The organism is Sulfitobacter dubius, assembly GCF_900113435.1.
GTDB lineage: Bacteria > Pseudomonadota > Alphaproteobacteria > Rhodobacterales > Rhodobacteraceae > Sulfitobacter > Sulfitobacter dubius.
Genome location: NZ_FOPG01000003.1, coordinates 275269 through 300690, shown reverse-complemented (window position 1 = coordinate 300690; position 25422 = coordinate 275269). Strand labels below are relative to the sequence as shown.

The following is a 25422-nucleotide window of genomic DNA, read 5'->3' as shown; positions in this document are numbered from 1 at the left end:
ATATTTAACTGGGTATTGTCAACTCATATCACCGTATTGACAGAGCGGTAGGCAGAACGTTACATCACAACGATCCGTCACATTGAACTACAATTTGGCGGTTTAGGATTTTTAGGGAGGACTATCTAGATGAAGAGACGCACCTTTACCGCTGCCGCACTCAGCCTTTCGCTCGCAGCAACAGCAATTCCAATTACCGCCTTCGCTCAAGACGCCTGGCCGCCGAAAAAAATCAACTTTGTAGTCGCACTTGGACCCGGTGGCTCCGCCGACCGCACTGCGCGCGCGCTGGCTCAACGCCTACAGGAAGAGCTCGGGACATCTATTAGTGTCATCAACCAAGAAGGGGGTGGCGGCCATGTCGGCCACACATATTTTAACCAGATGCCAGCGGATGGAAGCTACTTCCTTGCCACATCGATCCACCCATATATTTCCAACGCGATCCTTCGCTTTGATGCGGACTATTCGCTAGACGATTTCGCCTTTATCAATGGGCAATGGAACGATTATGACCTCTTTGCAGTCAACGCAGAAACGCCATATGAAACTCTTGCTGACTTCATGGCAGCGGCCAAAGAAAACCCGGGCAAGCTAAGGGTCTCGGTAGTTCCGGGCTCTACAGGAGCTATCAACCTTGAACTAGCGCTGGAAGCATTCGGGCTGGACAAGAATGCAGTGAGCATTGTTACTTACCAGTCGGGCGGCGCAGCCAGAACGGCGGTCGCCGGAGGTCAAGTGGATATGACAGTCCTTGCGGCGGATGGCACCCTTTCAATTCAAGAGCTTGTGCGCCCCTTGGCGCTGGCGTCAGACACCACAGACGAAAATTGGGACACTCCAACTTTGAACACTGTGCTGGCAGAGTCAGGGCTTCAAGACGTCCCGGTTCTAGCGGGCTCAATGCGTGGACTTGCTGCTCATGCTGAGTTCAAAACCCAGAACCCCGAAGCGTTCCAGAAAATGGTCACTGCATATAAAACCGTTCTAGAAGACGAGGATTTTGTAGCAAGCCTTAAGGCTCAGGAAATTGGGACCGAGTGGCTGGGTCCAGACCGCACAACAGAAATCATCGAGTCAAACTTCGATGTTCTCAAACGCTTCACAGCGGATGAGTAATACAGATTCTAGGTAACCGATTTCGTGGGGGCTTTATCGCCCCCGCGTTCATTTACCCTCGGTTTCGGAAGGAAAGAGATATGCTAGGGAAGTTTCCGGCAACCCACGCTGCACTGCTTGGATTTATTTTCGCGGTTTCTGCCTTTATAACGTGGAGCGCAGTTTCTGCCTCCTCATCTCTGAACAACCTTGTCGTCGTCGCACCCGTGGCGGCCGTGATTGCTTTGCTCCTAGTAGTGCTGGTCGCAAAGGCAATCAGAGAAGCGAATGCTTCTTCCGAAACCTCCCAGCAAAGCGGTTTATGGGGCGATCTTTTACTGCTTTCCGGCTTCGCTTTGTTCTGTTTTGCGCTAACAAAGCTGGGTTTCGACGTCGCCACTTTTCTCTTCGTTTGGGGTGGCATCGCATTAAGCGGCGAAAAAAGCCTTTGGAAGCCGCCACTGTTTTCGGCGCTCTTTACCATCTTCTTAGTCAAGGGGTTTGGCTCATTGTTTCCTTATCCAATGCTGACGATGGTGCTTTGATATGATCGATCAACTCGCATTTTCGCAGGCTTTAGACCTGCTGTTTACCGATTTCGCTCCATGGATGTGGGTCATTCCAGGATTGCTGATTGGACTGATCTTCGGCTCGATTCCGGGGCTCCAGATTTCCATGGCAATGGCAGTTTTCTTGCCCATCACCTTTGGCATGGATTTTCTACAAGCTATGCTATTTCTCACCGCGATTTTTACAGGCGGCGCCTATGGAGGCGGTGTGACCGCAATCCTGATGAACATTCCGGGTTCGTCGTCTTCAATCGCTACGGCATTTGATGGCTACCCAATGGCCCGTCAAGGAAAGCACAATGAAGCGCTCGGCTTGGGGCTGGCTGCATCTGTCGTAGGGGCTTTTATAGGCTATGTCCTTTTATTGTTACTCATAGACCCACTTGCTGCATTCGTTTTAAAGATTGGGCCAATAGAAATGGTTGTCGTGGTGCTTTGGGGGCTGACCCTTATCGCCACCCTCAACGATAGCAGCCTACCCAAAGGCCTTATCGCGGGTTTTCTTGGCCTAATTCTCAGCCAGATTGGCATGTCCACAACGGGTATCATGCGCACGACAGTGGGTAACCCACATCTACTTGACGGAATTCCGGTTGTTCCCGCAATGATCGGCATCTTTGCAGCATCCGAGTTGCTGCGCTTACGCAGCGGCTCCTATCTTGTGCAAGACAAGACCCAACGTGATATCTCCATCAAGAAGATTCTTAAGGGTGGCGCCGAGACATTCCGTCATCCAGGTGTGCTGATACGCGGAAGCTTGATCGGGGCGCTAATTGGAGCGATTCCCGGTGTTGGGTCATCTGTGGCAAATCTTGTCTCCTATGGAGAAGCGCGACGCACATCGAAAACTCCCGAGGCTTTTGGCAAGGGTGCGCCTGATGGCGTCATCGCCGCAGAATCCGCTAATAGTAGCTCTGAAGGCGGCTCTATGACCGCTCTCTTGGCCCTCGGGATCCCCGGGGGAGCTGCCACCGCAGTGTTGCTCGCTGCGTTTTCGTTTCATAACATCATCGGCGGGCCGTCTTTCATTCGGAACCAAACCGAGATCGTTTATTCGATTATTTTGGGCAATATTGGACAGGTTGTCCTGCTCGCGGTAATCGGACTCCTTATGCTGCGCGTGCTGGGAATGGTCGTGCGCGTGCCTCTTTCTTATTTGGTGCCGAGCGTTCTAGCTATGTGCGCATGGGGCGGTTACGGGATCACTGGCACAATTGCTGGTCCCTTGACCGTAGCGGCGTTCGCCGGGCTTGGATGGCTCATGCGCTGTAATGACTATCCTGTGGCGGCAGCCGTCATAGGACTTCTACTCGGACGCATGATGGAGGGTGAACTTGTTAGAACCTTACAGATATCGGGCGGGGAGCCCTTCCGATACCTGCTGGAGCGGCCAATTGCCTTGATCCTCTTTATCATCATGCTGCTCGTGTTGGGTGGCGCGCCGCTACTCAAAGCATTGGGTAAGCGTAAGAAGAACGCCACATGAGCCCAACCATATTGAGCTCCGCCCTCCAACGCGGCGTGGCTACAATGCTACTTGGTGCAGTCGGTGGACTTGCCTTCCTGTGGCTTAATTTGCCATTGCCGTGGGTATTAGGAAGCATTGCGGCTTCAACGCTTGCCACCCAGGTTTCGCCGTTTCATCCAAAGCTACCGGCATCATGGCGCAGCTACGCTATGGTTGCAATTGGCACGATGCTTGGCACTGGCTTCACGCCGGACGTAGTTGCGCGATCAAGCACGTGGGCGATCAGCTTGGCATTTATGTCCGTGCTCTCAATAGTTTTCTGTCTCTTAGCCTATGTGGTCTTCCGGCGATGGGGGGACATGGACCGCAATACCGCTCTTTTCGCCGCGATGCCCGGCGGACTGTCGGTCGTCTCAATGCTCGCAGAAAGCTACAAGGTCGAAGTCAACCGAGTAGTCTTGTGCCATAGCGCAAGAATTATCGCCTTGCTGGTGGCGGCTCCCATCGCAATCAAGCTAATTTCCGGAATTGATCTTTCAGAAGCTAACCAGTCGCCTTTTGCCGGTGCTGAAGCACTTGACCCGCTAAAGCACGGCCTCCTCGTTGGCATTGCAGTGGCTAGCTGGGCGGTAGCCAAGAGAGCAGGCTTTCCTTCGGCGATGCTTCTCGTCCCTTTGATTAGTTCCGCCGTATTGCATGCGACTGGTATTCTGACAGTGCATGTCCCTCCCGTCTTCTCGATCTTTGCACAAATCGTCATCGGAGCAGGTGTTGGCGCGCGCTTTGTTGGCTATCCTCTTAAACAAATTTTGAAAGACGGCTGGTTAGCTGCGTTAGTCGGTGTGGCCCTTGCTACTGGCTCGCTTGCCGCGGCGGTCATGATTGCCCCCTTCGCTAGCGCGGCTACGCCTGCATTGTTTCTTTCCTACCTCCCTGGCGGCGCACCTGAGTTAGGCGTTGTGGCATTGGCACTAATGATTGATCCTGCCATGGTGGCAGCACACCACGTCTTACGTGTATTTTTGATCGTCGCGTTCCTGCCCGCAGCCGCGCGATGGATATCCGAATAGAACGCGGGCGGTTCAACTAAGGTCATACTACCGTTTGAGACTAGGAAATTCGGCAAGATAAACCCGCTTCACAAACAGAAACCCAATTTCTCTCCACAGTATCCCTCGGCCATGTGCTATAAATTTCCCCAACTATGGTCTCGTAGTAAGGTCTTGGCGCCGTGAGGCCTTATTTAGGGAAGATCAAAGGAGGTTCGAAGTGCGAAGCATAGTATTCCATAGAAATGCCGGTTCGCTACCGTCTAACGTTCGCACGATATCGCGGGATGACCGCATAAGAACAAGCGGCCCGGGCCTCCGGGTCTTTCAGAAAATCGCAGATCGACTTGGCTTAAGTGTGGCGGAACGTATCGTCATACTAGGCGACCCGAGCAGGTCCACCTATTATAGATGGTTGATGAAAGCGAACCACCGTCGGCCCATCGCCCTATCCCTTGATACACTTTTACGCATTTCAGCGAAAATCGGAATCTACAGAGCTCTTACCTTCTTGTTTGAGGACGAGGCGCAAGGAATGCTTTGGTTAAAAGGCATCCACAAAAGTCCTCATTTTGCCGGGAACTCGCCTCTGAGAAGCATGCTGGAGGGCGGGCTCAACGGCCTCATGTCTGTGCGCCGCTACCTTGATGCATGGTGCAGCGGCAATTTGGATTCCGGCACGCACGGCGATATTTTCGAACCTGTCGCTGAACGTGATCTCATTTTCATTTGAGACGACTCTCTCTAATCCTCAGTCAAAGAATGCCGAAGAAAGAACTAAACCAGTCGGCTTTTGTAGTAGCCTATCCCAAATCGTGCGAGCAAAGCGCCATTTTTGGAACCCATCGGACGGATCGCCACCGCGGAGGTTCACAATCGTTTTCTATAATCCGTGCTGTCCCAAAACATCCCGTTTACAGGTTTCAAATTGCCTGTCTCGCCGTACTTTCTCAGCTGCATCCTTAGGTCTGGTCGGTGGCAGGTAATACTGAACACAATTTGAATGGGCTTGAAATTCAATCTGCTCAAGGGCGCATGTCGTCACATCATTGGAGGGCATTGGCAGGCTGCTGGTCGCGCATTCCTTACGGTAATAGGCCAATCTTTCTTCGGCGGTAGATTGCCAGAGAAACCAAGCTGGACCCCCGATGCGATCGGGGTCTGGCGTGCTGCTGCCCCCGCAATAACCGGTCGGGTTAAGGCAAAGGAGGCGTTCGCTATTGGAGCAGGAGGCCATTGCGCCGCCCAACCCGACGATACCTACGGCCAGCCATATGACCTTTCTCATTACTATCGCTCCCTTATCGCCCTCTCCCCCCCCATTGGAAAGGGCAGGCTGCCCTCCCCCCGTCAAGCACCGGCTGCCAGCGTTGTTGTAGGGAACGGGTTGGAACTGTAGTATACTCCCAATCTCCATAGGAGGATATTGAGATGATGAAGTATGCTGCCGCCATAATAGTTTTACTATCTTACACTCCACTTTCAGCGCAACAATTGGATATGGACTTCCTAATTGAGGAAGATGAACAGGCCGCGGGATGCCTCGGCGCCAGTGTGGAAGGTCTTGATCCGAACAGAGATGGCTTTCTGGCTGTTCGCACAGTTCCGGGGACAAATTACCGTAAGATCGACGAACTGCATAACGGCGACGGTGTTCGCCCATGTGTTCGAAACGGCAATTGGTGGGGCGTGTATTATGGCAATCCCCGCCGCAATGGCTGGGTCCATGGCAACTGGTTGGGAAGATGGGTCGGGTAACCTGCTGTCCGAGGTCGTTGAAACTTCCGCTGACAGATATGGAGATGAGCCGAGGTGCGGTCATTGTCCCACCGATCACCGCATCCTGCGGCATGGTGATACCATCCTTCGGCCTCTCTGCCTTCGCCCCCTTCGGAGAAATGCAAAAACTGATACCGCGCACGACCTTCCCAAAGCGCTTTTGCGACGTTTCGCCCTCATCCAGCGTGAGCCGCAGTTCGGACATCAGTGCCACCTCAATATCCGCGACCCCCGGCAAGCGCTCCACTGCGCCGCGCACCTTGGCGGCGCAGGCAGCGCAATCCGTGCCTGTGACGCTCTACTCTTGCTGTGCCCTACTGCTGCCTGCCATCTCCGCCCCCATTCTGGTTTTCCGGCAAACAAGCACATAAGACCTACAGCTACCGTAGCTCCAAGTGCGCTTTGAAGTTTTCCTTATCCCAGCCAAACATCCAAAAATAACATGATGACCAGCCCGACCGCTAAGCCCAATGTCGCTTTGTTCTGATGTCCATTACGATGGGTCTCCGGAATAATCTCGTGGCTGATGACGAACAGCATGGCACCGGCGGCAAATGCCAGGCCCCAAGGCAGCAAAGGCTCTGACAGTGCAACAACGCCCGCGCCAAGCAACCCGCCGACCGGCTCGACCAGTCCCGTAAGTGCGGCAATTCCCCATGCGCGGCCCTTCGCATAGCCTTCACCCAAAAGCGCGACTGCGACGGCCAGTCCTTCGGGCGCGTTTTGTAGGCCGATGCCAAGCGCCAGTGGCAGACCTCCCTCCAAACCGTGTGCGCCAAATCCAACGCCCACTGCCAATCCCTCGGGAAAATTGTGAATCGTGATCGAATGTCTTATCGCCCTCGACAAAGGCAAGCGGCGCACCGGCATCTGCCCCATGCGGGACGGCCCGGTAAAAGCAGGAGCGGTAGCCTACATGGCAGGACGCGCCTGAGCCGTTGACGGCGACGCGCAGCCAGAGCGCATCCTGATCGTCGTCGATCCGCGCTTCGACCAGCTTCTGAACCAGTCCGGAGGTCGCGCCCTTGTGCCATAGGACCTGCCGCGCCCGGCTGAAGTAATGTGCCTCTCCGGTCTGGATGGTCAGGCGGAAAGCCTCGGCGTTCATCCAGCCCAGCATCAGGACCACTCCCGTAGCGGCATCGGTGGTGATGCAGGGCATCAAGCCATCAGGGCCGAACTTGGGCGCAAGATCAGTGCTTTCCTCAATCTGCTCCACGGAACTGCGAGCTTCAAAATTCAATGCGAGCATCTTGGTCCTTTCAGGTCTCTTGCGTGAAGCTATGTTATATCATAACAGGATGTGGCGAAAAGCAGATTTTTGACGGAAAGGGGACCCGATGACATTCGAGGATACACGCGTTCCGGTCACCTTGTTGACGGGGTTTCTGGGCTCGGGAAAGACGACACTGCTGAACCACTTGATACGCGATCCCGAAGCCGGTCGGGTCGCCGTCATCATGAACGAGTTTGGCGATGTCGGTCTGGATCACGACCTGATCGAGGAGATGACCGAGGAAACCATCCTACTGCAGTCGGGCTGCCTGTGCTGCGCTGTTCTGGGCGATTTGGTCGAAACCTTCGACAGCCTGATGGACAAGCGCGACGAAGGGCTCGTCAAATTTGATCGCGTCGTGATCGAAACCAGCGGTATCGCCGATCCGGGGCCGATCGTGCATACCATGGTGACCGACTACAACATCGCCGAGGCCTTCCGGCTCGATGGCGTCGTGACACTGGCGGATGCGGCGACTGGGATGAAGACGCTCGACCGGCAGTTCGAGGCGGTGCATCAGGTGACCATCGCCGACCTGCTGATCCTGTCCAAGACCGATCTTGTCGACCCATTTGATCTTTCCCGGTTTGAGAAGCGGTTGAGCAAGCTCAACGCCACGGCGCGCCATGTCCGTGCCGATCACGGCAAGGTGCCGGTGGGCACGCTCTTTGGTCTGACCGCGATGCGCGCGGATGTGACCTCTTCGGATGTCGACAACTGGCTGGGGCTGGCAGCGACGCAGACCGAGAGGGCGACCAAGCCCGATCCGCTTGCTGGCCTCTCGGGGATGGCTGTCAAACCTGCCGCACCTGCGACTTTCAACCCATCTACCCCGGCTCGGCACCGGGGGCACGACCACGGGATCTGCTCGGCCTCCATCAAGGTGCCCCACCCCATCCCCGCCGAGGTCTTCGATACCTGGTTGGATACGCTCATGATGCTCCGCGGCCCCGATATTCTGCGCATGAAGGGCATTCTGCACGTCGAGGGCCTGCCATATCCCTTTGTGTTTCACGGTGTGCAGCACATTTTTGATACCCCGGTGCCGATGAAGTCCTGGGCCAGCAGGGACACCACCAGCCGCGTCGTGGTCATCGCGCGCAATGTCGATGAGGCGGAGCTGGCAGAAAGCCTCGAGGCGCTTCTGATGCGCCCGGAGGATTGGACGCCAAGCGAAACCTCGCCGGGCGGCATGATGGCCGACAGCACCGAGCTTCAAGATTGATCCACCGCGGCCGCGCTGCATGCGTCGATGGCCAATGCCAGAGTAGACTGCGGCCGCGCCCCTCCGAAAGAAAGGCCCTCCATGATCCATATCCGCTTGCCTGACGGTGCGACCCGCGCGCTTGATCCCAAAAGCACGCTGCAGGTGGATTTCAACCTGCCCGAACGTTTCGGCACGACCTATGTGGCCGCTTCGGGCGACCGCTTAGCGCCGGTCATGCTGCACCGCGCGCTCTTTGGCTCTCTGGAGCGATTAACCGGCATCCTGATCGAACACCACGCCGGCCATCTGCCGCTTTGGCTGGCACCGGTGCAAGCGGTCGTTGCGACGGTCACCGGGGCCGCAGACGGTTGGGCGCGAGAAGTCACGGCGGCGTTGCAAGCCGCAGGCCTACGGGTGGAGAGCGACCTGCGCAACGAAAAGATCGGCTATAAGGTCCGCGAACATGCGCTGCAGAAAATCCCCCTGCAGATCGCGCTCGGAGCGCGCGAGGCGGAAGCCAGCAGCGTGACCATGCGTCGCCACGGCAGCGACAAAACCGAGACCATTACGCTCGACGAAGCCGTACTGGCGCTGGTCTCCGAAAGCCAGCGCCCCGGCACCGCAGATTGACAGACAGGACAGAAGGACACCCCATGCAAATCACCCAAGACGAAATCTATCAGGCGCTGAAGACCTGGGGCGAGGGCAAGATCGCCATCTCCAATGCGTTCGAGGAAAGCGGGATCGAGGCGGCGCGCAAGGTCGCCTCGGCCAATATCGACAGCTACTACGGTTTTGACCTCGGCCCGGTTCTGTTCAAACCAACCATGGCCAGCGGTGCCCAGACCTTCCGCACGACCAAGGCCGGAGCTCTTGCCTATTTCTGCGGCCATTCCGAGGAATACCCGCTCGACAACGGCTTCGCGATCATGGGCTGGGTCGCCTCCGACAGCATCACCTCGGCCAGCTTTATTCAAGGCGATGTCGCGATGTGGATGGGCTGGGTCTCGCTCACCAACAAGGACGGCTCCGTCACTACGGTCGACAAGAGCTTCGGCTACAAGAAGGACGCGGCCGGCACCCTGCGCATCGTCCTGCACCATTCCTCTTTTCCCTATCAACCGTCGGAGGCAGCAACATGATCGTCGACACCATCGCACCACTGCAACGCTGCACCACCCCCGCAGGCCTGTCATCTATCCGTGACCCCGGCACCGCCGCGGCGGTCTGGGAGCGCGCGCCGCTGCCGGGTTTCCAGGCCTGGATCGACGCCCTGCCGCCCAGCCAGCTGCCCCGCGCGCGCGTCATTCTGCGGCCCGAGGCGGTCTGCGACGCGCTGATCGAGATCGCGGATTTTCATCAGATGCCGAAGGGCGCCGAGCGCAACATGCTGATCGAAGACGCCTCGGCTCTGGCGTTAATCTTCGGCAATCTGATGCGCTGCGACCATGTGCAGCTGCGTCTCGACGTTGTCGACACCAATGCCTGCAGCAAGTTCCACATCGACACGGTAACCGCGCGGCTGGTCTGCACCTACCGCGGGACCGGCACGCAATACGGCCTTTCCGAGAGAGGCAAGGAGCCCGCCGAGATCCTCACGGTGCCGACAGGCTCTCCGATCCTTCTGCGCGGAACACGCTGGCCGGAAAGCCCGCCGGTGGGCCTGCTGCACCGCTCACCTCCAATTGCGGAGACCGGCGAGACGCGCCTGCTGCTGGTGCTCGACCCGGTCACCGACCCCGAGCAGGATGACGACGCGATCTATATCCACTGATCGCGGCGGTCCGTCTGTGATGGTGGCTATGCCGCGACTTCAGGCCACGTCCCTCACCATCCTCAGCGGACGCTGCAAACCGGCTTGCAGTCAGCGTTCCGCATATATAATGTAATGTTATAACATATCACTTGATCAACGGAGACTCCCATGCCAGCCAGCGATAAACGCCTGCCTGTCACCGTCCTGTCCGGCTTTCTCGGTGCCGGGAAGACCACGCTTCTCAACGACGTTCTCAACAATCGCGAAGGGCGCCGCGTCGCGGTGATCGTCAACGACATGTCCGAGGTCAACATCGACGCCGATCTCGTGCGCGACGGCGGTGCCGACCTGAGCCAGACCGAGGAAAAACTCGTAGAGATGACCAACGGCTGCATCTGCTGCACCCTGCGCGACGACCTGCTGGTTGAGGTGCGTCGCCTCGCCGAAGAGGGACGTTTCGACTACCTACTGATCGAAAGCACCGGCATCTCCGAGCCGCTGCCCGTGGCCGCGACCTTCGATTTCCGCGACGAAAACGGCAAGAGCCTATCGGACGCCGCGCGTCTTGATACGATGGTCACCGTGGTCGATACGGTGAACCTGCTGAACGATTATTCCAGCCATGACTTCCTGCGGGACCGCGGCGAGAGCCTCGGCGACGCGGACGACCGCACGCTGGTCGATCTGCTGGTCGACCAGATCGAATTTGCCGATGTTGTGGTGCTCAACAAGGTCTCCGACGCCGGGCCTGAGAAGCTCGACGCCGCACGCAAGATCATCACCTCGCTGAATCCCGATGCGCAGATCATCGAAACCGACCAGAGCAAGGTTCCGGCCGATCGCATCATGGGCACAGGGCTGTTCGACTTCGACAAGGCGCATCTGCACCCGATGTGGGCCAAAGAACTTTATGGCTTTGCTGATCACGTGCCGGAAACCGAGGAATACGGCGTGTCCTCCTTCGTCTACCGCGCGCGGCGCCCGTTCCACCCACAAAAAATCCATGATGTCCTCACCGGTGATCTGCCGGGCGTCATCCGTGCGAAGGGTCATTTCTGGATTGCGACACGTCCAGACTGGCTGGCGGAATTCTCGCTCGCTGGCGCGCTTAGCAACGTCAAGCCAATGGGCAACTGGTGGGCTACGGTGCCGCGCGAACGCTGGCCCGATCACCCGCAGGCCCGCGCCTATCTCGCGGAGCACTGGCAAGAGCCTTACGGCGACCGCCGGCAGGAGTTGGTGTTCATCGGCGCAGGCATGGACAAGACGGCGATTACGGCCGCCTTCGATGCCGCCCTTGTCGGCGACGAGAGCAACTTCGTCCCCCACCAATGGGAAAACCTGCCCGACCCCTTCCCCGGCTGGCGCCGCGCCCCTGAGGCTGCTTGACGACATCGGCGGAATAATCAGGGCCGGGAGCGTATCCCGGCCCTACGGCGAGGCGTCACTCAGATACGCCTTGCCAGCGCCGACAGCGCAAAGAGGATCGCCACCAGGCAGACGATTGTGGGCCCGGTGGGCGTATCCAGCCAATAGGACGCTTTTGTCCCGCCAATGACTGATCCACCAGCGATGACCATCGCAAGACCAGCCATTACCTCCGGCGTGCGACTGAAGGCGCGTGCAGTGGCAGCGGGGATGATGAGCATCGCGGTGATCAGAAGCGCACCCACGACCTTGATCGCCACTGCCACCGTGATCGCCAGCGCCAGCGTCAAGACAAGCTGCTCGCGCCGGGGATCGACCCCTTCGGCCCGGGCGAGGTCCGGGTTTAGCGTCGTGGTAAGCAGACCGGACCAACGCCACGCGATTAGGCCCATCACACGCGCCGCGCCCGCCCAGATCACCGCGAGGTCCTCGGATGCTACAACATAACCAGGAGTTCACTATGTCCTTATAATTTATCCTCGGAACCGTTTCCGCCTGAGGTCTCGCCCGCGCCGCGTCGGCCGACGCGCCTTCGGTCGCCACAGACATTCCGCCCGTCCAACGCTGCGGAGACCTGCAGGTGGACTTATCGCCCTCCCGGCCACGCCCATCGCCTCTGTCTTCGCCGTTTGGAACCCGCCGCTTCCCGTCCGCAAAGCCGTCTGGGCGTGTTAGTGACATAGGTCGACCCGGAGACGGAAAAGAAGTCGTGGTTCTCGACCGAGCCTTGCGAAATTGCCGCCATGATTGCCGGGTTTACTCGGCAGGCCTCGGCTACTTCCACATAAGCTTGGGGTAATATCTCGGTTGCAGCGAATGTCCGGTTTCCGCCCTTCGTGCCGATAAGACAGGGGCTGGCCATGATGCCAGGCTGAACGTCTGCTTTCGCGGAAGGCGCGGGTCGCTCTCGCGGATGCAGCGATGGTCCGTTCCCCGCAATGCTTACGAGCGTCTGCTTAAGGGACGGAGGGTGCGCATCGAACGGCAGGATTGTCCCGCTTATCAGACCTCAAGCCTGCTCCAAAAAACCTCGACTGTGAACGTTCAATATGGGTGTGTTTTTGGCGCTACCAGATAGTATCTATATGCCGCCCATCACTATGTTGACAGACTCCGACCCCACCAGCTGTCGTGAGACTACTTGAGTCAGCATATTGCAGTCACAGGATAGAGTTGATCCTCAATTGCCAAGCAATTTTGCAACGAAGTCTCCAGTACATGATGGTCCCCATCCGTGAACAAGCAGTTCGGCTGGTTGGTGAGGGAACAATTGCGATCAAGCAGGGCGAGAAGCGCGTCGATCCTAAGTCGTTCAGTGGGATATACCGCATCGCCATCGCCTAGAAGCCGGATTAGTCTTGCGCCAAGCCGCGCCACCAAACGGCCTGTAGTCTGTTCTTTGGGTGGTGGCGGTTCACGTCCGGGGCGCCGTCGTTCCACCAGACCGGCCCACGTTCGCCCAATGCCACCTTGGCCTCATGCACCTTTCCTTGAGCAGTTTTCACGTCTTCATTTGTCTTTGCATTCTTCACAGCCAAGCGTGCTTGCATGAGTTCTTTTACAAGCGCCGCCCGTTCCGCTTCGGGGAGGGTGAGATTGGTACAATGCGAAAGACGGTTCTTGAAAATCGAAAATTTTTGGGGGATTACCTTTGTGGAATTGAATGACATACTAGCATTCCAACTATTTTCAGATGCAGGTTAAAAGATGGCGAAGATGACCAAGGATAAATTGCGCTCGCGAGATTGGTTTGCGCGCGAAGGTGATCCGGAAATGTCGGCGCTGTATCTTGAACGTTATCTGAACTACGGGCTCACGCGCGAGGAGCTTCAGGGCGGCAGGCCGATCATCGCCATTGCACAGACGGGCAGCGATCTCAGCCCCTGTAACCGCCATCATATCGAGCTTACCAAGCGTGTCAGGGAAGGAATTATCGCGGCGGGCGGGACCTGTATCGAGGTGCCTGTGCATCCTATTCAAGAGACCGGCAAGCGCCCTACGGCCAATCTGGACCGCAATCTTGCCTATTTGTCATTGGTTGAGACGCTTTACGGCTATCCCATTGATGGCGTGGTTCTGAACATCGGATGCGACAAAACCACCCCGGCCCTGTTGATGGCGGCTGGGACGGTCAATATTCCGGCGATCGCACTGTCTGTTGGCCCCATGTTGAACGGCTATTGGAATGGGGAGCGCGCAGGCTCGGGCACTGTGATCTGGAAAGCGCGCGAGTTGATGGCCAAGGGCGAGATCGATGGCGAGGAGTTTATGGAGATTGCCGCCTCCAGTGCGCCATCCGTCGGATATTGCAACACGATGGGAACGGCCACCACGATGAACTCGCTAGCGGAGGCTTTGGGCATGCAGCTTCCCGGCTCCGCCGCCATTCCCGCGCCGTACCGCGAACGCGGGCAGATCAGTTATGAGACTGGAAAGCGTATCGTCGAGATGGTCTGGAACGACCTGCGCCCGTCCGACATCATGACGCGGGAGGCTTTTGAAAACGCAATTGTCATCAACTCGGCCATTGGCGGCTCTACCAATGCGCCCATCCATCTGAATGCGATCGCTGCGCATCTTGGCGTGCCGCTGGACAATGACGACTGGCAAGACTTGGGGCATAAGGTGCCGCTGTTGGTGAACCTCCAGCCGGCGGGAGAGTATCTGGGCGAAGATTATCACCGCGCCGGCGGCGTGCCTTCCGTGGTGGCGCGTCTGCTGGACGGTGGATTGCTGCCGCACCCTCAGGCGATCACTGTGAATGGACGGTCGATGGGCGACAATTGCGAAAGGCGCACCGCGACGAACGAGGACGTGATCCGCAGATTGGAGAACCCGCTATCGACGAATGCGGGGTTCTTGAACCTCTCGGGCAACCTGTTCGAAAGTGCGCTTATGAAGACCAGCGTGATCTCTGACGATTTTCGCAAACGCTATTTGTCCAATGCGGACGACCCCGATGCTTTTGAAGGCCGCGCTATCGTGTTCGACGGCACCGAGGATTATCACAACCGCATCGATGACCCTGCCGAGGATATCGACGAGAACTGCGTCTTGTTCATGCGAGGTGCGGGGCCGAAGGGCTATCCGGGCGGGGCTGAAGTGGTCAACATGCGCCCCCCTTCCTATTTGCTGACAAAAGGGATCGCCGCCCTGCCCTGCGTCGGCGACGGGCGCCAGTCTGGCACGTCCGGGTCGCCTTCGATCCTTAACGCCTCACCCGAAGCGGCGGAGGGCGGCGGCTTGGCTCTTTTGAAAACCGGTGACCGGGTGCGATTTGATCTGGGAAAAGGCACCGCGGACATGCTGGTGCCGCTGGACGAGCTGGCCGAGCGGGCGCGTCAACTTGTCAGTGACGGGGGATATCAATTGCCCGCCAGCCAGACCCCGTGGCAGCAGTACTTCCGCGACCTGACCACTGGATTGGACAAAGGGATGATAATGCGCGATGCGCCCTCCTATCGCGATGTCGCCCGTAAGAGCAGGCCGAGGGACAGTCACTGATGACCGGCTTGTCCATCCTATAAGAAAGGCGGCGCCATTCGAGCGTGAGTTGGCGCCCCGCTCTATCGCCCCAACCAGCCGCCATCGACAGGCAGCGTAATCCCCGTGACATAACGCGCCGCGGGGGAGGCGAGGAACGTGACCGCACCCGCGATATCTTCAGGCTCGGCCCAGCGACCCAGTGGGATACGGTCGAGGATCGCTTTGTTCCGCTCGGGGTCAGCACGCAGGTCTGCTGTGTTGTTGCTGACGACATACCCCGGGGCGACAGCATTCACCGTGATCCCCTGTGCCGACCACTCGTTGGACAGGGTTTTCGTAAGCCCCGCCACGGCGCTTTTCGATGCTGTATAGGATGGCACGCGAATGCCGCCCTGAAACGAGAGCAGCGATGCAACGTTGATTACACTGCCGCCTTGTTGTGCCGTCACGCGCGCCTTGGCAAAGGTTTGGCTGAGGAAGAAGACAACCTTGAGGTTGATGTCCATCACGGCGTCCCAATCGGCCTCCGTGAACTCCAGACTATCCGCGCGGCGGATGATGCCTGCGTTGTTGACCAGCGTATCAATCGGCCCGAACTCGGCCACAGCCTGTTCGAACGCGGCGACCGCGCCTGCGACCGTTCCCAGATCGGCCTGCACTGCATCAGCCTTGCCACCTGCTTCGGCAACAGCCTTTAGCGTATCCGTCATGCTGGACCGACCCACCGCGATGACGTGGCAGCCTTGGGCTGCCATATCAATCGCGATTGCCTGTCCGATGCCTGTGTTCGCGCCGGTCACAAATGCACGGCTTCCCTGTAGTGAAAAGCGGCTCATCTAAGGTCTTCCATCGCGACCATATCCATATCGGTGAAGGCCATATTGTCGCCTGCCATCGCCCAGATAAAGGAATAGGCAGCCGTGCCAGCACCACTGTGTATCGACCACGGGGGGGACAGAACCGCCTGTTCGTTGCGCACGATCATGTGGCGGGTCTCGTCAGGCTCACCCATTAAATGCACGACGTTCTGATCTTCGGGCAGATCGATGTAGATATAGGCTTCGGAGCGGCGTTCATGCACATGCGCGGGCATCGTGTTCCAGATCGAACCGGGGGCGAGTTTCGTCATCCCCATCACGATCTGGCAGCTTTCGATCCCTTCGGGATGGACGAACTGGTAGATGACACGCTCGTTGCAGGTATCGCGCGACCCGAGCGGAACCTGCCGTGCATCGTCGATGGTTACCAGTTGCGCAGAAATGGCGCGGTGGGCGGGGGCAGAGATGATATAAAAATATGCGTCTTCCCCGCTGAGCGTTACGACGCCCGTTCCCATGCCGAGGTACAGCATGTCGCATCGGCCTAAGGAATATGTCTCTCCGCCCGCCTCGACAGTGCCTCCGGTGCCGAGATTGACAAACACAGCCTCGCGGCGGTCCAGCCAAGATGGCGTGCCCGTCTGGTCGACAGCATCAATCGCGAGCGGGCCGCTTTTCGGCTTGGCGCCCCCCACAATCATGCGGTCATATTGGGTGTACGTCAGATTGACCTCGTCGTCCTTGAACAGGTCTTCGATCATGAACTCCGCACGCAGCTCTGCGCTGCTCATCGTCTTGGCGTGGCGCGGATCAATTGCGCGGCGTAGGTTGGTCTTATGCATCGTTTCCTCCCGTGATGCCTGAATGATCGAAGGCTTTAATGGGCCTTGTTTTGTAGGGTTACTCCTTTGCCCCTATTGGTCCTCAAATGCCTCGAAATAGCTGGCGTTGGTGTCGGTGATGCGCTGGATTGTCTCATCGAGACGTGACAAATGCAGCGCCCCTGCGGCGACAGCCTGGTCTGCATCATGCGCCTTGATCGCCTCTGCAATCGCTTTGTGATCCACCAAAAGCTCAGGCATGCGCTGTTCCTTCGACAACCCAAGGCGACACAGGCGATCTACTTTCGCCTTCTCCCGCATGATGACGTCGAAGGCGAATTCGGCATCTGCGATGCCGCAAAGGGTTTCATGAAACTCGTAGTCTAGCTTGCCGAAGCCATCGACATCGTGGTCCTGTATCGCCTGCTTTTGCAGCTTGAGGGCCGCGTCGATCTTTGCCGCACCATCGGCATCGCATATTGCAGCCGCGCGGCGCAGCACTTCGTATTCCACAGAAGCGCGCACAAAGCGGGATTTCTCGATCTCTCGCATGGAGAACCGCTTTACCTCTGTCGCGCGTTGCGGACGGATCAACAGCAGGTCCAAATTCGCCAACCGGCTAAAGGCATCGCGCACGGGTTGGCGCGAAATACCGAATTTCGTTGCGATCTCCGCCTCGGAAATCTTGTCGCCGGGGAGGAGTGCCAATGTCGAAATTTCGCTATGCAGGTAATCGAACACCTCATCGACGCTGGTGCGCCGCTCGCTCAATTTTGTTACCTTCGCCATGTCGCTACCTTCTCTTAAAGGGGCCGTGAATTTCGCCGTCTCGTGGCATTGGGCATACTGGCCCCACAGAAGCGGCTCACTAACTTTTGCTTCTTTGAAGCCGCCAGATCCAGAAGTCTAGGGACACCCTACCCAATAAGTAACTAGTATGCTAGTACTCAGTTTAAGTTGATTCGACCAAAGTCGGCGGTAAGACGTATTGAAAATTGCTGAGCAGAAGGCCTTTTCCCGCGCCGACCTGCATATGCCGATACGATAAATCGCATTGCTTTGGGTGCTTCGCAGAAACCGGTCAACATATTGTGCCACGCCAGTCAGAAGAAAGTAGATTTATGAAACTTGCAGGAAAAACAGCCATCATCACTGGCGGTGGTCGGGATATCGGGGCGGCGGTCGCGCTCAAATTTGCGGAAGAAGGCGCGAATGTCGCGATAAACTATTTCGCCAGCTCCAAAGGTGCCGACGATGTCGTGGCCAAGATCAAAGCCGCTGGCGGCAAGGCAATTGCGGTTCAGGGTGATCTGAACAAGCAGGCAGACGTCGATGATCTGGTGGCAAAAACGCTCGAAGCATTCGGCGGCATTGATATTCTGGTGAACAACGCAGGCGGGCTGATCGCACGCAAAACACTGGCAGAGATGGATCTGGATCACTGGAATGCGGTCATGTCGCTTAACCTGACCAGCACATTCATGATGACCAAAGCCTGCCTGGAGCATATCAAAACCGGTACGATCTTGAACCTCGCCAGTCAGGCCGCGCGTGATGGCGGCGGCCCCGGTTCGGTGGCCTATGCATCTTCCAAAGGTGCCATTGTGACCATGACCCGCGGCTTGGCCAAAGAGCTTGGGCCCGATGTACGCGTAAATGCGCTTTGCCCCGGCATGATCGATACGGATTTCCACAACATCCACACGCCCGATGCGGGCCGTCGCGGGTACGAGGCGAACGCCCCGCTGAAGCGCCAAGGCACCGTGGATGATGTGGCCAGTGCCGCGCTCTTCCTAGCTTGCGATGACAGTGCCTTCCTCACGGGGACAAACATCGACATCAATGGCGGTATGCTGTTCAGCTAAGGATAGAAGATGGCTGATTTTCCTGTTGTGCCCACTGGCGAAAACGTCACCCGGCAAGTACTCTCGGACCATCCTGAGATGATGGTCGTGGCGTTCCGCTTTGCGGAAGCCGGTGCGGTTGGCGCGCTGCACGATCACCCGCATGTGCAGTCGACATATGTCGAGACGGGGCGTTTCCGCTTTACTCTCGGCGATGTCGAAAAAGAGGTGGGGCCCGGTGATAGCTTCGTCATTCCGACCCAACTGACCCATGGATGCGTCTGCCTTGAGCCAGGCACTTTGATCGACTGCTTCACGCCCCGGCGTGACGATTTCCTGTAGCCTTCGGCATGCGGATTTTGTCCATAGGGGAATGTATGGCAGAGCTTTCCCCGCAGGAGGATGCGGGGGCGTTCAAGCTTGGGTTTGCGGGGGATACGTTCAACACCGCATGGTATCTGGCGCGCATCGTCCCAGACAGCCCAGTGTCCTATTTCACGGGGCTGGGGGACGACACGATATCGGGCCAGTTGCGTGACACGATCACGGCTGCCGGCGTCGATGACAGCTATTGTGTCGAGGTGCCGAACCGGACCGTGGGCCTCTATCTGATCTCTTTGGAGAATGGCGAACGGAGCTTCTCCTATTGGCGTGGTCAATCGGCGGCCCGCAAGCTGGCCGCTGACCTCCCCGCATTGGAACGTGCGATTGACGCGCATGATCTGATCTATTTTTCAGGGATCACTTTGGCGATCCTTGAGGCTGGCGACCGCGACGCGTTCATTTCGGCTTTGAAAGCGGCTCGTGCTAGCGGCAAAACGATCGCATTCGACCCCAATCTTCGCCCCCGGCTTTGGGACGATAGCGAAACGATGCTCTCGGTCATCATGGCGGGTGCTGCGGTATCCGACATTGTTCTACCCTCGTTCGAGGATGAGGCGGATTGGTTCAAGGATGCGTCCCCACAAGCCACCGCAGATCGCTACGGCGCGGCAGGGGCGAGCACCGTAATCGTGAAGAATGGCGCCGGTGACGTTTACTATGATAGCCCGGAGGATCGCGGAACGGTTGCCGTCGCGCCGGTCACGAATGTGGTGGATTCCACGGCTGCCGGTGACAGTTTCAACGCGGCAATCCTTGCGGGGCATGTCGGTGGGCAGCCATTGTCAGACAGTATCGCGATGGCCTGTCGCCTGTCCGGCGCGGTCGTTCAGGGCCGTGGTGCTTTGGTCGACATCAATCTGGGCCCATCCAAAATTTGAAGAGGCGGAAAGATGCGGGAGACTTGGCGCTGGTTCGGTGAGTTCGACCCTATTCCGCTGGATCAGGTCGCACAGACAGGGGCGGAAGGCATCGTGAGCGCGCTGCATGCGATCCCCTACGGCGAAGTCTGGACCCGTGACGCCATATCCAAACGCCGCGACGAGATTTTGGCAGCCGGATTCACATGGGATGTCGTCGAAAGCCTGCCCGTTCACGAAGACATCAAGCGCGGGACCGGAGATCTGTCAGGCCTGTTCGAAAACTACCGCCAATCCCTCGCGAACCTTGCCGCTGAAGGTATCACGACCGTCTGCTACAACTTCATGCCGATCCTAGATTGGACCCGCACCGACCTGATGGCGCCTGTCGCGCGCGGTGGTACTTGCCTGCATTTTTCAGCAGCCAAGATGGCCGCGTTCGAAATTCATATGCTGGGGCGCGAGGGCGCAGAGGAAACCTATCACCCCGATGCCGTTCGACAAGGACGTGTGTGGCATGACGCCGCTTCACAAGAGGACAAGGCGGCGCTCTTGCACGCGATCATGTCCGGCCTTCCGGGGGCCTATGACAGGTACGATATCAGCGGCTTGCGCGACGTTCTGACAACATACGATGGGCTAACCCATGATGATCTGCGCGCAAATCTCGGGCGGTTTCTGGCGGAAGTCATTCCGGCAGCTTCCGAGCTTGGCATTCGCATGTGCATCCACCCCGATGATCCCCCGCGCGATATCTTGGGCCTGCCCCGCATCGTATCGACGCAAAGTGATATCGACTGGATCATGAACGCCCACCCAGATCCGACGAATGGCCTGACGCTCTGCAGCGGATCGCTAGGGTCTCATGCGGATAACGACGTGCCTGGCATCGCGCGCGCCTTTGCGGATCGCATCCACTTTGTCCATCTGCGCAACGTGACCAAATCGCACGACGGATCGTTTAGTGAGGCGGCCCATTTGACGGGTGATGTCGACATGGTCGCGGTCGTGAATGAAATCCTGAAGGCCGAAAGGCTACGCAATGCCGAGATCCCCTTCCGCGCGGATCATGGTCATGCCCTTTTGTCGGATGCCGAGGCGGAAACCCAGCCCGGCTATACCCTTATCGGGCGGATGCGCGGCTTGGCCGAACTGCGCGGGATCGTCACTGCCCTCAAAAGATGACTTTCTTCTAGTATACTAGTCTGTATGAACGTAAGGTAAGGCGGGAGATTACTTGTTCGTCTAGGAGTAGGAAATGGAAAACCTTGTCATCGGCTTTATCGGGCTCGGCCTCATGGGCGGCAATATGGTCGAATGCCTTCAGAAGAACGGCATCGAACCTGTTATCATGGGCCGAAACCGAAAAGCGGTCGATGCGGCCGTCGCCCGCGGAGCCCGCGAGGTGGCTACCCCTCGGGAGATGGCGGAGGCCTGCGACATCATCATGCTCTGCGTCACCACCTCTGAAGTTGTGGAAAGCTTGGTCTACGGCGACGATGGCATCTTAGCGGGTATCAAAAAGGGCGCCGTTCTGATCGATTTCGGCACATCCATTCCGGCATCCACGCGCAAGATCGGTGCCGACCTCGCCGCCAAAGGCGCGGGCATGATCGATGCGCCACTGGGCCGCACACCCGCACACGCCAAGGATGGGTTGCTGAATATCATGGCCGCTGGGAATGAAAACACATTCTCCTCTGTCAAACCCACGCTGGATATCTTAGGTGAAAACGTATTCTACGTCGGCGCGCTCGGTGCGGGGCATACGACGAAATTGATCAACAACTTCATGGGCATGACGACCGTCAGCGCCATGAGCCAAGCCTTCGCCGTTGCCGACCGGGCGGGCCTCAACCCGGCGCAGTTGTATGAGATCATGTCGGCAGGTCCGTCCAATTCACCCTTCATGCAATTCTGTAAAAAATACGCGGTCGATGGTGTAAGCGACCTTGGGTTCTCATTGGCGAATGCCAACAAGGACATCGCCTATTTCCTTGAAATGGTCAGCGATCTTGGCACGCGGTCCGAGATTGCCGAAGGCACGTCGCACAACCTTCAGGCCGCCGTCGATGCAGGCATGAGTGATGGCAACGTACCCGAAATTTTCGACTACTTCCTGAAGCTTAAAGGCTAGGTGCCCTCAGCGTCAAACGCATCAACACCGGCCTGTGCGACCTCAAGGTCTTGGGCCGGTGTTCCCGAACTTACCCCGATACCCCCGATCACTTCGCCATCCTTGAGTATTGGCAACCCACCTGCGATCACGACAAAACGTCCGCCATGTGCGGAGGTGAGCCCGTAGACAGGGCCGCCCGGCATGCTGGGTTCGGCCAGGGCCTGCGTCGGCTTCTGGGTTCCCGTCGCCGTAAAGCATTTGTCGATGGCCATTGTGATGCTGGGGATTTTCCCGCCATTCATGCGCAGAAACCCGATCAAGTGACAGCTTTCATCCATGACCGCGATGCACATCGGCACACCGATTGCCTCGGCGTGTTTCTTTGCGGCCTCGATAATACGCTGCGCGTCGTCGCAATCAAGACGGTGAATAGTCTGCATTCTAAGTTCTTTCTTCTGTTTCTTGTGGGCCATTAACGGCCCGCTCAATCGCTGCTCGCACGCCAAAGGCCCAAACCTCCTTCGCAGCGGCGGTCAAAGGTGCTTTCAGTTGGCGCGCCAAGCCTTCGGGGAACACCGCGCTCATTCCCAGCAGCGCGGTTACGGTTGCTTCCGGCCCGTCTGCTGCGGCGGTCAATGCATCGAGTTCGCCTGCCAAAGGGTCACGGACATCAATTGCACTGCCTGCTTCATCGACGCCGCGCACATAGAACATCCATGCCGCAACCGCCAAACACATGAGCGGAGTATCGCGGCCGGATTTATGCGCGTCGCCCATGGTTCCCAGCAACCGTTGTGGCAGTTTCTGGCTGCCATCCATCGCGATTTGCCATGTGCGGTGCTGGATATTGGGGTTTGCGAAACGCGCGAACAATGACGTGGCATAATCGCTCAAATCAACGCCTGCCGGTGCTTTGACCGTCGGCATAATCTCATCCCAAAGACCGTGAACAAACCGCTTGAACACGGGATCGGCCACGGTTTCGGAAATGGTTTCATATCCTGCCAGATAGCCTGTGTAGGCCAAAGCCGAGTGCGCGCCGTTCAGCATTCGCAGCTTCATCTCTTCGTGGAATGCGACATCGGGGACCAGCTCGGCACCCGCGGCGGTCCAATCGGGCCGTGCATCCGCGACAAAGCTATCTTCGATAACCCATTGGGAAAAGGGCTCATGCACAACCGGCGTGGCATCATAGCGGTCCGTCAGCGCGGCGATCCGTGCGATGTCATCTTGGGTTGTCGCAGGCGTGATACGGTCCACCATCGTGCAGGGAAACCGGGCGTTCTCGGCGATCCAACGCTGCAACTCGGGGTCGACGAGGGCCGCAAACTCAAGGACCAGCCCGCGCAAAAGCCGACCGTTCTGGGGAAGGTTGTCGCAGCTCATCACCGTGAAAGCCGGTGCGCCCGCGCGCATACGTTCCGCCAAAGCGCGCACGATGAATCCGATCGCGGATTTAGGAAGCTGGCTTGCCAAGTCATGTGCGATATCGGGGTGACCACGGTCCAGTTTTCCCGTCGCCGGGATGTGGCAATAGCCCTTTTCAGTCACCGTTAGGGTCACGATGCGCACATCCGCATCGGCCAACGCTTTCAACACTGCGGCAGGATTCTGCGGTGCGACGAGCACGTCATTCAAGATCTCGATCACACGCGGGGTTTCCACTTCCGATCCTACGGAAACGGCGGTGTAGGCCCAGCCCTGATCCCGCAAGGCATCGCGCAGATCCGAACTGCGAAGAGAGACCCCGACGATCCCCCAACCGCCGCCACTTGCCGCCATGGCATCGCTGGTTGTCGGTGCGCCAAAAGCCCGAAAGAATGCACCAAGGCCGAGGTGGACGATACCGGTTTGGGGGCGCGGATCGGTCGACCGTTGCAGACGAGGTTGGGTCATAGCTTATAGGCCGTCTTGGCCAACCCGTAGGACAGGTCATGGGCCACTTCGTCGGCTTCATCCCGGTCAAGCCGCCCTGTCTCCACCAGCGTCGCGAGAAAACTGCAATCGACGCGCCGCGCAACATCGTGCCGCGCGGGGATCGAGCAGAAGGCCCGCGTGTCATCGTTGAAGCCAACGGTATTGTAAAACCCCGCCGTTTCCGTGACCGTTTCGCGAAACCGCCGCATGCCTTCGGCGCTGTCGTGAAACCACCAAGGCGGCCCCAGTTTCAGTGCGGGATAGACCCCAGCCAAGGGCGCAAGCTCCCGCGCGAACGCCGTCTCATCCAGAGTGAAAACGATGATGGTCATTCTCGGGTGCTGCCCCACGGCGTTCAGCAAAGGGCGCAGCGCTTGGACATAATCGGTGCGCGTTGGGATGTCATAGCCTTTGTCGCGGCCAAAGCGTTCCATGATCGGACCACTGTGATTGCGACAGGACCCGGGGTGAATTTGCAGGACCAATCCATCATCCAGCGACATCCGCGCCATTTCAGTCAGCATGTGACCGCGAAACGCATCCGCCTCTTCCTGCGTGCATGCCCCACGCAGGGCTTTGTCGAAGAGAGCGGCGGCGGCCTCCTGCGAGAGGTCTTCGGTTCGGGCGGTAGGATGACCATGATCTGTCGACGTGGCGCCGAATTCCTTGAAAAAGGCACGCCTGTTCCGATGGGCAGCTAGGTATCCGGCCCAAGTGGTCGTATCCTCCCCTGCGAGTTCGCCCAAGGTAGCGACATTGTCGGCGAACCCTTCGAACTCGGGGTCGATGACGGCATCGGGCCGGTAGGCCGTGACCACCCTTCCGGACCAGCCGCTTTCCCGTATCATGCGGTGCCAGCGCAGGTCATCGATCGCGCTGTCGGTGGTGGAGAGTGCTTCGATGTTGAAGCGTTCGAACAGCGCACGGGGGCGGTAGGTCTCTTGCGCGAGGCAACCGTCGATCTGGTCGTAAATCTCGTCAGCGGTGGTCGCAGACAAACGCTGGGTAACGCCAAAGACCTCTTGCAGCGCATGGTCGATCCAAATGCGCGAAGGTGTGGCGCGGAATAGGTGATAGTTGTCTGCAAACAAACGCCAAATCTTGCGCGGGTCTTGCTCGATGGCACCGCCATCGACGCGCGGCACACCCAGTTCCTCCAACGCGATCCCCTGAGAATGGAGCATCCGGAACACATAATGATCGGGGGTGACGAACAGCTCGGACGGGTTGGCGAAGGCTTTGTTTTCAGCAAACCAGCGCGGGTCGGTATGGCCGTGGGGGCTGATGATGGGCAGATCGCGCACCTCATCATGGAGCGTGCGCGCCAGTTTTCGTAACTCGGGTTCAACCGGAAACAAGCGGTTGGGATGAAGCTGGGTCATCACTGGGCCTTCACTAATGAATTATCTGGTATTCTAGTCATCATCAGTTGGTCTGTCACGTGATATAAGGAATTACTGGCCTCCTCTGTTTTGATGTCTTCCCCACAGCTGGTTGAAGAAAACACGAGGTTAAGCGTGCCCCCTCGCACCCGCGAAGTCGAATG

General features: G+C 58.0%; 25 protein-coding genes and 5 pseudogenes. 18 read left to right on the top strand and 12 right to left on the bottom strand.

Annotated elements, in window-relative coordinates; all coding sequences use genetic code 11:
• Window positions 1–129 precede the first annotated feature (129 nt).
• The 6 genes from BM229_RS13885 (at window position 130) to BM229_RS18260 (ending at window position 5942) form a co-directional block, all read left to right on the top strand.
• Window positions 130–1119 (top strand): tripartite tricarboxylate transporter substrate binding protein, encoded by a 990-nt coding sequence (locus tag BM229_RS13885; protein ID WP_208604089.1) that lies wholly within the window; start codon window positions 130–132, stop codon window positions 1117–1119.
• 80 nt (window positions 1120–1199) lie between these two features.
• Complete coding sequence (locus tag BM229_RS13880) at window positions 1200–1643, top strand: tripartite tricarboxylate transporter TctB family protein (RefSeq protein ID WP_093928239.1); 444 nt, start codon at window positions 1200–1202, stop codon at window positions 1641–1643.
• 1 nt (window position 1644) lies between these two features.
• Window positions 1645–3153, top strand: coding sequence for a tripartite tricarboxylate transporter permease (locus BM229_RS13875; protein WP_093928238.1), 1509 nt, complete (start codon window positions 1645–1647; stop codon window positions 3151–3153).
• 44 nt (window positions 3154–3197) lie between these two features.
• Window positions 3198–4205, top strand: coding sequence for an AbrB family transcriptional regulator (locus BM229_RS13870; protein ID WP_244152193.1), 1008 nt, complete (start codon window positions 3198–3200; stop codon window positions 4203–4205).
• Window positions 4206–4602: 397 nt separating this feature from the next.
• Entirely contained in the window at window positions 4603–4917 is a 315-nt protein-coding gene (locus BM229_RS18080) for an antitoxin Xre/MbcA/ParS toxin-binding domain-containing protein (protein ID WP_139226292.1), read from the top strand.
• 698 nt (window positions 4918–5615) lie between these two features.
• A complete protein-coding gene (locus BM229_RS18260; protein WP_167360249.1) occupies window positions 5616–5942 on the top strand; it encodes an SH3 domain-containing protein in 327 nt (108 codons plus the stop codon).
• A 208-nt stretch (window positions 5943–6150) separates the two neighbouring features.
• Here BM229_RS18260 and BM229_RS18440 read toward each other — a convergent pair.
• The 3 pseudogenes from BM229_RS18440 to BM229_RS18480 all read right to left on the bottom strand — a co-directional run.
• A pseudogene (locus tag BM229_RS18440) lies at window positions 6151–6246 on the bottom strand (heavy-metal-associated domain-containing protein); the annotation flags it as partial.
• A gap of 131 nt (window positions 6247–6377) precedes the next feature.
• Window positions 6378–6791: pseudogene (locus BM229_RS13855) on the bottom strand (ZIP family metal transporter); the annotation flags it as partial.
• 112 nt (window positions 6792–6903) lie between these two features.
• Window positions 6904–7125: pseudogene (locus BM229_RS18480) on the bottom strand (phosphoribosyl-AMP cyclohydrolase); the annotation flags it as partial.
• Between the two features lie 178 nt (window positions 7126–7303).
• On the opposite strand from BM229_RS18480, the gene BM229_RS13845 reads away from it, so the two are divergent.
• The 5 genes from BM229_RS13845 (at window position 7304) to zigA (ending at window position 11591) form a co-directional block, all read left to right on the top strand.
• Window positions 7304–8464, top strand: coding sequence for a CobW family GTP-binding protein (locus BM229_RS13845; RefSeq protein WP_093928234.1), 1161 nt, complete (start codon window positions 7304–7306; stop codon window positions 8462–8464).
• 81 nt (window positions 8465–8545) lie between these two features.
• Window positions 8546–9076 carry a His/Gly/Thr/Pro-type tRNA ligase C-terminal domain-containing protein gene (locus BM229_RS13840; protein WP_244152192.1) on the top strand — a complete coding sequence of 177 codons (531 nt, stop codon included), beginning with the start codon at window positions 8546–8548 and terminating at the stop codon, window positions 9074–9076.
• 23 nt (window positions 9077–9099) lie between these two features.
• Entirely contained in the window at window positions 9100–9588 is a 489-nt protein-coding gene (locus BM229_RS13835; RefSeq protein ID WP_093928232.1) for a phosphoribosyl-AMP cyclohydrolase, read from the top strand.
• A complete protein-coding gene (locus tag BM229_RS13830) occupies window positions 9585–10220 on the top strand; it encodes a DUF1826 domain-containing protein (RefSeq protein WP_093928231.1) in 636 nt (211 codons plus the stop codon). The genes BM229_RS13835 and BM229_RS13830 overlap by 4 nt, the downstream gene beginning before the upstream one ends.
• Window positions 10221–10370: 150 nt before the next feature.
• Entirely contained in the window at window positions 10371–11591 is a 1221-nt protein-coding gene (gene zigA, locus BM229_RS13825; RefSeq protein WP_093928230.1) for a zinc metallochaperone GTPase ZigA, read from the top strand.
• 59 nt (window positions 11592–11650) lie between these two features.
• Here the strand turns inward: zigA and BM229_RS13820 are convergent.
• Together BM229_RS13820 and BM229_RS18395 are read right to left on the bottom strand one after the other, a co-directional pair.
• A pseudogene (locus BM229_RS13820) lies at window positions 11651–12070 on the bottom strand (metal ABC transporter permease); the annotation flags it as partial.
• Between the two features lie 146 nt (window positions 12071–12216).
• A pseudogene (locus BM229_RS18395) lies at window positions 12217–12402 on the bottom strand (hypothetical protein); the annotation flags it as partial.
• Window positions 12403–12848: 446 nt separating this feature from the next.
• Here BM229_RS18395 and BM229_RS13810 point away from each other — a divergent pair.
• On the top strand, window positions 12849–12974 hold the full coding sequence (locus BM229_RS13810) for a DUF3253 domain-containing protein (RefSeq protein WP_139226290.1): 126 nt from the start codon (window positions 12849–12851) through the stop codon (window positions 12972–12974).
• Window positions 12975–12982: 8 nt separating this feature from the next.
• On the opposite strand, the gene BM229_RS18390 is transcribed toward BM229_RS13810, so the two are convergent.
• Window positions 12983–13180, bottom strand: coding sequence for a hypothetical protein (locus tag BM229_RS18390; protein ID WP_244152191.1), 198 nt, complete (start codon window positions 13178–13180; stop codon window positions 12983–12985).
• Between the two features lie 157 nt (window positions 13181–13337).
• Between BM229_RS18390 and BM229_RS13800 the strand changes: the two genes are divergently transcribed.
• Window positions 13338–15134, top strand: a complete 1797-nt coding sequence (locus BM229_RS13800) for an IlvD/Edd family dehydratase (RefSeq protein WP_208604087.1) — start codon at window positions 13338–13340, stop codon at window positions 15132–15134.
• 62 nt (window positions 15135–15196) lie between these two features.
• Here the strand turns inward: BM229_RS13800 and kduD are convergent, their stop codons facing one another.
• The 3 genes from kduD to BM229_RS13785 all read right to left on the bottom strand — a co-directional run bounded on the left by kduD (window position 15197) and on the right by BM229_RS13785 (window position 17544).
• The gene (kduD, locus tag BM229_RS13795; RefSeq protein ID WP_093928224.1) at window positions 15197–15952 is read right to left on the bottom strand and encodes a 2-dehydro-3-deoxy-D-gluconate 5-dehydrogenase KduD; all 756 of its coding nucleotides are present in this window, start codon (window positions 15950–15952) and stop codon (window positions 15197–15199) included.
• On the bottom strand, window positions 15949–16776 hold the full coding sequence (gene kduI / locus BM229_RS13790; RefSeq protein ID WP_093928223.1) for a 5-dehydro-4-deoxy-D-glucuronate isomerase: 828 nt from the start codon (window positions 16774–16776) through the stop codon (window positions 15949–15951). Before kduI ends, kduD begins: the two co-directional genes overlap by 4 nt.
• A gap of 72 nt (window positions 16777–16848) precedes the next feature.
• A complete protein-coding gene (locus BM229_RS13785) occupies window positions 16849–17544 on the bottom strand; it encodes a GntR family transcriptional regulator (protein WP_093928222.1) in 696 nt (231 codons plus the stop codon).
• Window positions 17545–17876: 332 nt separating this feature from the next.
• Here BM229_RS13785 and BM229_RS13780 point away from each other — a divergent pair, with 332 nt between their 5' ends.
• The 5 genes from BM229_RS13780 to BM229_RS13760 all read left to right on the top strand — a co-directional run bounded on the left by BM229_RS13780 (window position 17877) and on the right by BM229_RS13760 (window position 21977).
• Window positions 17877–18620: an SDR family NAD(P)-dependent oxidoreductase gene (locus BM229_RS13780; RefSeq protein ID WP_093928221.1), complete on the top strand. Its 744-nt coding sequence runs from the start codon at window positions 17877–17879 to the stop codon at window positions 18618–18620.
• Between the two features lie 9 nt (window positions 18621–18629).
• On the top strand, window positions 18630–18941 hold the full coding sequence (locus BM229_RS13775) for a cupin domain-containing protein (protein ID WP_093928220.1): 312 nt from the start codon (window positions 18630–18632) through the stop codon (window positions 18939–18941).
• Between the two features lie 8 nt (window positions 18942–18949).
• The gene (locus BM229_RS13770) at window positions 18950–19861 is read left to right on the top strand and encodes a sugar kinase (RefSeq protein WP_093928219.1); all 912 of its coding nucleotides are present in this window, start codon (window positions 18950–18952) and stop codon (window positions 19859–19861) included.
• Window positions 19862–19873: 12 nt separating this feature from the next.
• Window positions 19874–21025, top strand: coding sequence for a mannonate dehydratase (gene uxuA, locus BM229_RS13765; protein ID WP_093928218.1), 1152 nt, complete (start codon window positions 19874–19876; stop codon window positions 21023–21025).
• Window positions 21026–21098: 73 nt separating this feature from the next.
• Entirely contained in the window at window positions 21099–21977 is an 879-nt protein-coding gene (locus tag BM229_RS13760) for an NAD(P)-dependent oxidoreductase (protein ID WP_093928217.1), read from the top strand.
• Here the strand turns inward: BM229_RS13760 and BM229_RS13755 are convergent.
• The 3 genes from BM229_RS13755 to uxaC are packed head-to-tail and all read right to left on the bottom strand — an operon-like array spanning window position 21974 to window position 25258.
• Window positions 21974–22399 (bottom strand): GlcG/HbpS family heme-binding protein, encoded by a 426-nt coding sequence (locus BM229_RS13755; RefSeq protein WP_093928216.1) that lies wholly within the window; start codon window positions 22397–22399, stop codon window positions 21974–21976. The two genes, BM229_RS13760 and BM229_RS13755, sit on opposite strands and share 4 nt — an antisense overlap.
• A 1-nt stretch (window position 22400) precedes the next feature.
• Window positions 22401–23855 (bottom strand): mannitol dehydrogenase family protein, encoded by a 1455-nt coding sequence (locus BM229_RS13750; protein WP_093928215.1) that lies wholly within the window; start codon window positions 23853–23855, stop codon window positions 22401–22403.
• Window positions 23852–25258, bottom strand: coding sequence for a glucuronate isomerase (uxaC, locus tag BM229_RS13745; protein ID WP_093928214.1), 1407 nt, complete (start codon window positions 25256–25258; stop codon window positions 23852–23854). Before uxaC ends, BM229_RS13750 begins: the two co-directional genes overlap by 4 nt.
• Between the last annotated feature and the right edge of the window lie 164 nt (window positions 25259–25422).